This window comes from Bacillus sp. SIMBA_008 (assembly GCF_046535495.1).
Classification (GTDB): domain Bacteria; phylum Bacillota; class Bacilli; order Bacillales; family Bacillaceae; genus Bacillus; species Bacillus subtilis.
In genome coordinates this window covers 1-276 of the sequence record NZ_JAWRWL010000380.1, presented here as the reverse complement: position 1 = coordinate 276, position 276 = coordinate 1, and the positions used below count along the sequence as shown (strand labels likewise).

Genomic DNA, 276 nt, shown 5'->3' with positions numbered 1-276 from the left:
CCCACCTCGATTGTGGAAATTAAATACAGTCGGAGTTCTTAGGTACCGGCTTAGCGACGAGAAATGGATGTCAATGTTCACAAGCACGGCCGGGGGTTAGAACCCGGTGCCTCCCCTGATCTCACGCACTAGTGTGCCCAGAATGATCTTAAGGTCGAGCCAAATTGAAAAATTTTCCACGTAGTAAAGGTCCGACAAAACACGGGCTCGTGCTCTGCTTGCGCGGTCGGTCGGCCCCCTCAGTCCCCGCATCTGCGCCAAACCTGTAATGCCGGG

The 276-nt window shown here is 54.3% G+C and carries 1 protein-coding gene; it reads right to left on the bottom strand.

Annotated elements, in window-relative coordinates; all coding sequences use genetic code 11:
- Positions 1-96: 96 nt before the first annotated feature.
- The coding region (locus tag SB658_RS23685) for a sugar transferase (RefSeq protein WP_410602750.1) at positions 97-276 on the bottom strand (180 nt) is incomplete at its 5' end.